Origin of the sequence: Collinsella sp. HCP28S3_G2 (assembly GCF_052065125.1) — a bacterium.
Lineage (GTDB): Bacteria > Actinomycetota > Coriobacteriia > Coriobacteriales > Coriobacteriaceae > Collinsella.
Genome location: NZ_JBQHUO010000023.1, coordinates 1 through 5,537, shown reverse-complemented (window position 1 = coordinate 5,537; position 5,537 = coordinate 1). Strand labels below are relative to the sequence as shown.

Annotated in this window: 4 protein-coding genes; 2 read left to right on the top strand and 2 right to left on the bottom strand. The window is 61.7% G+C overall.

The genetic code is table 11. The annotated features are described in order from the left end of the window. Positions 1–98: 98 nt before the first annotated feature. Together ACTNB2_RS08695 and ACTNB2_RS08690 are read right to left on the bottom strand one after the other, a co-directional pair. Positions 99–1,124: an aspartate-semialdehyde dehydrogenase gene (locus ACTNB2_RS08695; RefSeq protein ID WP_441040813.1), complete on the bottom strand. Its 1,026-nt coding sequence runs from the start codon at positions 1,122–1,124 to the stop codon at positions 99–101. A 220-nt stretch (positions 1,125–1,344) separates the two neighbouring features. Next, complete coding sequence (locus ACTNB2_RS08690; RefSeq protein WP_154514910.1) at positions 1,345–2,733, bottom strand: aspartate kinase; 1,389 nt, start codon at positions 2,731–2,733, stop codon at positions 1,345–1,347. Positions 2,734–2,836: 103 nt separating this feature from the next. Here ACTNB2_RS08690 and thrC point away from each other — a divergent pair, with 103 nt between their 5' ends. Together thrC and thrB are read left to right on the top strand one after the other, a co-directional pair. Further along, complete coding sequence (gene thrC / locus ACTNB2_RS08685) at positions 2,837–4,354, top strand: threonine synthase (RefSeq protein ID WP_441040815.1); 1,518 nt, start codon at positions 2,837–2,839, stop codon at positions 4,352–4,354. A gap of 203 nt (positions 4,355–4,557) precedes the next feature. Next, entirely contained in the window at positions 4,558–5,439 is an 882-nt protein-coding gene (gene thrB, locus ACTNB2_RS08680) for a homoserine kinase (protein WP_441040817.1), read from the top strand. The last annotated feature ends 98 nt before the right edge of the window (positions 5,440–5,537 follow it).

Here is a 5,537-nt window from a genome sequence, read left to right as displayed (position 1 = left end):
GTCCTGCTCCTTCGGAGCCGCGGACAAGGCGCCGCACATGGTCGAGGACGTTCTGAAAGCTGAAAGCTGAGCCCGGCCACCGCCGGACAGTTCCACCGCTACTCGCAGAGCAGCTTGGCGATCTGGACGGCGTTGGTTGCCGCGCCCTTACGGATTTGGTCGCCACAGCACCAGAAGGTGATGCCACGCGCGGCCTCGGGGTTCGAGATGTCGCGGCGCACGCGACCGACCCAAATCAGGTCCTGGTCGGAGGTGTCCATCGGCATGGGGAATCGGTCGTGCGCATCCTCGGCACCCAGGTCGTCGACCAGCTTGACACCCGGGGCAGAAGCCAGCGCAGCACGGGCCTCCTCGACCGTAATGTCGCGCTCAAACTCGAGCGTAATGCTCTCGGAGTGCGAGCGCAGCACAGGCACGCGCACACAGGTGCAGTTCACGCGCAGCTCGGGCAGGTGCATAATCTTGCGACCCTCGTTTTGCAACTTCATCTCCTCGGAGGTAAAGCCCTCCTCCTTGACGCCGCCAATCTGCGGAATCAGGTTGCTCGCCAACTGGGCGGCAAATGCGCGCGGCTCGGGAATCTCCTCGCCACGACCCAGGGCGGCCAGCTGGGCCTCGAGCTCGGCCATACCGGGAGCACCAGCGCCCGAAGCCGCCTGGTACGTCGAGACGACCATGCGCTTCACGCCGGCAAGCTTGTGCAGCGGCCAGGTGGGGACCAGGCCGATGATGGTTGCGCAGTTAGGGTTAGCGATAAGGCCGTGATGCCACTTGATGTCGTCGGCATTGATCTCGGGCACGACGAGCGGCACCTCGGGATCCATACGGAAGGCGTGGCTGTTGTCGACCACGACGGCGCCACGCTTGACGGCCTCGGGCAGCAGCTCCTTGGCGATATCGTCGCCGGCAGCGCCGAGTACGATGTCGCAGCCCTCAAAGGCCTCGGGGCAAGCCTCCTCAATAACAACCTGCTCGCCGCGGAACTCGACGGTCTTGCCCGCAGAGCGTGCGCTCGCCAGCAGCTTGAGCTTGCCAACCGGAAACTCCTGCTCGTTGAGGCACTCGAGCATCTGGGTGCCCACGGCCCCCGTCGCGCCCAAAATAGCAACCGTGTACTGTTTCATGCTTCCCCCTTTGAAGGTTGTGGCTTTTGCCCGCACGCCAAGCAGGCAGGATATTCTTGCCCAGTGTATACAAGAACGGGGCGGACACGAAACCCACCCCGTCGAAACGAAACCGAAACGAAACGCCCCGCGCTAGATCTTTTGGAGCATGCCTCAAAACCCACTCGTGCGCCAAAAGGTAGATTTCTAGACATATCCCAAAAATCTACCGGAATGGTCGCTATTTGTGGAGGGCAGCCAGGGCGGGTTCAATCGGTGCAGGAGCCTCCAGATCGGAGACCTTCACAATGCCGTTCTCGTCGGAGAAGGCACGGTAAATGGTCTGAATCGCCAGGTCGAAGTCCTTATCCTCGACACCGATAATGATGTTGATCTCGTCGCAGCTCTGCGAAATCATGCGCACGCTCACGCCAGCCTGGCCGAGCATGCCAAACAGGTGGCCGGAAATACCTGCGCGGCCGCGCAGGTTACGGCCGACGGTCGCGATGAGCGCCAGGCCCTCGACAACCTCAATCTCGAGCGGCTCAACCTCCTGCTGGATGTCGCCCACGAGCGAGTACAGCGAATCGTGCACATCCTGCTCCTGTACCACGGCGCCAAAGCGGTCGACGCCGGTGGGCATGTGCTCGACGGAAACGTCATAGCGCTCGAAGACCGAAAGTGCACGGCGCATAAAGCCGACGCGGGGCTTGGTGCGATCGCGGGCCACGTTGATGGCGACAAAACCGCGCTTGCCGGTCACGCCGGTAATGATGGGCTCCGCCTCGCCCTCATCAGCCGTCTCGCTAATGATGGTGCCGGGGTCCTGCGGCGCATTGGTGTTCTTGATGACCAGCGGAATACCCGCCTCGCGCACGGGGAACACGGCTTCCTCGTGCAGGACGCTTGCGCCCATGTACGAAAGCTCGCGCAGCTCCTCGTAGGTAACGCGCGCAATGGGCTGAGCCTCGGGAACAATACGCGGATCGGCAGAGTAGAAGCCCGAGACGTCGGTCCAGTTCTCGTAAAGGTCGGCGTCCAGACACTTGGCCAGGATCGAGCCCGAGATATCGCCGCCGCCACGATCGAGCAGCTTAATCTGGCCCTCACGCGTCGCGCCGTAGAAACCGGGCATAACAAAGCCGCCCTGCTGACCGTACTCCTGCACCAGCTCGGAGGTGCGGTTCATGCTGAGCGTACCGTCGTGATGGAACGCCACAACCGTCGCGGCGTCCAGGAACGGCAGGCCCAGGTACTCGGCCATCAGGCGAGCGGTGAAGTACTCGCCGCGGCTCACAAGCTCCTCGGTGGAGTAGCCGCCCGAGCGGGCGCGCTCGGCAAAGGCCGCGAACTCCTCACGGATGGGATAGGTGAGCTCCAGCTCGTCAGCGATATCAAAATAGCGCTGGCCAATGTCCTCGAGCAGCTCCTCACACGACACGTGATACTTAACGTGCGCGTTAACCAGGTAGAGCAGGTCGGTCACCTTGGTGTCGCCCTTAAAGCGGCGACCGCAGGCGGAAACCACCACAAAACGGCGGGCCGGGTCGGCATCGACGATGGCCTTGATCTTCTTAAAGTGTTCGGCGTCGGCGACCGACGAGCCGCCAAACTTGGCAATCTTAATCATGGGCTGGAGGTTACCTTTCTAAAAGCCTCTGCGAACCTGTTTTGCGCGCTCTGATACCATGGTTTCACCGATTGGGACCAAGGCATCCGAGGAGCAGTGTTATATGGGAACTTATCATAGTACACGAGGACGCACTTTATCGTGCTCAAGTAAGGTGGCAATCCGCACCGGCATCGCTCCCGACGGGGGTTTGTTTGTCTCGGACGAGCTCGGCACCCAGCAGGTCGATATCAGCTCGCTTGCAGATAAATCGTACTTTGAAATCGCTCAAGATGTGTTGGGAATGTTACTGAATGATTACACGGGCGAAGAAATTTCGGCCTGTGTGAATGAGGCATATCGCGGCACGTTCGCGAGTGAAGAGGTTACGCCGCTCGTCAAACTCGACGCTGCGCCGGGCGCTGACGCCCCTCAGACCTATGTGATGGAGCTCTTTGGCGGCCCCACGAGTGCCTTTAAGGACGTCGCCCTGCAGATGCTCCCCCGCCTCATGGCCCGCACTTCCGCCAAGGACGGCGGCGCCGAGCGCATCATGATCGTCACCGCCACGTCGGGCGACACCGGCAAGGCCGCACTCGCCGGTTTTGCCGACGCTCCGGGCACGGGCATCACCGTCTTTTATCCCGAAGGCAAAGTCAGCCGCGTGCAGAATCTGCAGATGTCCACACAGGAAGGCGATAACGTCGCCGTCTGCGGCATTCGTGGCAACTTCGACGATGCCCAGAGTGCTGTCAAGCGCATCTTTGCCGATAAGGAGCTTGCCGAGCGCTTGGAGGCCGCCGGAACGGTGCTTTCGAGTGCCAACTCCATCAACGTCGGCCGTCTGGTGCCGCAGGTCGTCTACTACTTTGCCGCCTATGCGCAGCTGTTGCGCGCCGGCGCCATCGAGGCTGGCGACGCCGTGGAGTTCTGCGTACCGACCGGCAACTTTGGCGATATCCTGGCCGGCTACTATGCCAAGCGCATGGGTCTGCCCGTCGCCAAGCTCGTCGTCGCGAGCGACAAGAACAACGTGCTGGCTGATTTCCTGACCACCGGCGTCTACGACCGCAACCGTCCGTTCTTCACGACCATCTCGCCGTCGATGGACATCCTCATCAGCTCCAACCTGGAACGCATGCTCTACTTCCTGTCCGATGGCGACTGCGAGCTTGTTGCCGGCCTTATGGAGCAGCTGGCAAAGACTGGTCACTATGAGGTTCCCGCCGACCTGCTGGCAAAGATTCAGAGCGTCTTTGGCTGCGGCTGGGCCAGCGAGGACGATGTCCTCGCTGCCATTAAGAGCTGCTGGGATGCGAACGGCTACGTGATCGACCCGCACACCGCTTGCGGCTATCACGTCTTTGAAAAGGTCGCTCCCGCCGAGGGCGCCAAGGCCCGTGTGCTGCTTTCGACCGCCAGCCCCTACAAGTTCCCGCGTGCCTGCTGCGATGCTCTGGGGCTCAACGTTCCCGAGGACGACTTTGAGGCCATGCGCGTGCTCGAGCAGGCCACCAATACGGCCGCACCGGCACAGCTCGCCGAGCTCGAGTCCAAACCCGTCCGCTTCGAAGACGTCTGCGACGTCGATGAGATGGCAAGCTACGTCGAGTCTGCAGCAAAAAAGATGGCTACCAACTAAACCCCTCATTAGGCGCCGGCGAAAGCCGGCGCACCTTCTTTTATCAGATAACCCCCGGGATGATGACGAACGCCCACAGCGTGCCTGGCTGTTTAGTTCGTCGCGAGTTCCGCACGCAAAGGAAAGCACTTAATGTGCTTTCCGTCTTGCGCAGGACTGCCCGAGCATCGAACTAAACAGCCAGGCACGCCAGGAGGACCCACATGATCAAAATCACCGTCCCAGCAACCAGCGCCAACTTGGGCATCGGCTACGACTCCCTCGGCATGGCCGTCAGCCTCTACTCACACTTCACCTTCGAGCGCGCTGACAAGCTCACCATCACGGGCTGCCCCGAGGAGTTCCAAAACGAGAACAACCTGGTCTACGTCAGCTTTGTCGATGCGCTGGCCGCATGGGGCGAGCCGGCTTTTCCCGTCGCCATCGACATTCAAACCGATGTACCCGTCGCTCGCGGCCTGGGTTCCAGCTCCACTTGCGTCGTCGCTGGCATTATGGCCGCCGCCGCACTGACAGGCCACACCGTCGACCGCGCTGAGCTCGTCCGCATTGCCACCGAGGTCGAGGGCCATCCCGATAACGTCGCTCCCGCCATCCTGGGCGGCGCCGTCTGCTCCTTTACGCCGACCGGTTCGCTCCCCCAGTGCCTGCGCTACGAGGTGAGCGATCGCTTGCGTTTTATTACCGTGATTCCGCCCTACGAGGTTCACACGAGCGAGGCGCGCAAGGTCGTGCCGCAGGAGATTCCGCTCTCCACCGCCGTATGGCAAATGGGCCGTATCGCCGGCATGACGCGAGGCCTGGAGGCCGGCGACCTCGACCTGATTGCCGCCGCCAATGACGACCGCATCCAGGAGCCCTATCGTCGTCGCCTGATTCCCGACTACAACGCTGTGCGCGACACCTGCCTTAACGGCGGCGCCAAGACCATCTGGATCAGCGGTTCGGGCTCTACCCTTATGGCTGTGACCGACGACACTATCGTGGCAAAATTCCTGCAGGTCAAGCTGCGCGAGCAGTTCCCCAAGTGTGAGACGCATATTCTAACGTGCGACACTGAGGGCGCTCAAATCGAGTACCTGTAGCGCCCTGTCTCATTGCTCTCACCGGTCTCCTTGGGGCTTCCCCTGAAAACGTCCTCGATCATGAATTGGCCCGTCGTGGGGGGGGGGGGGGCCGGGGG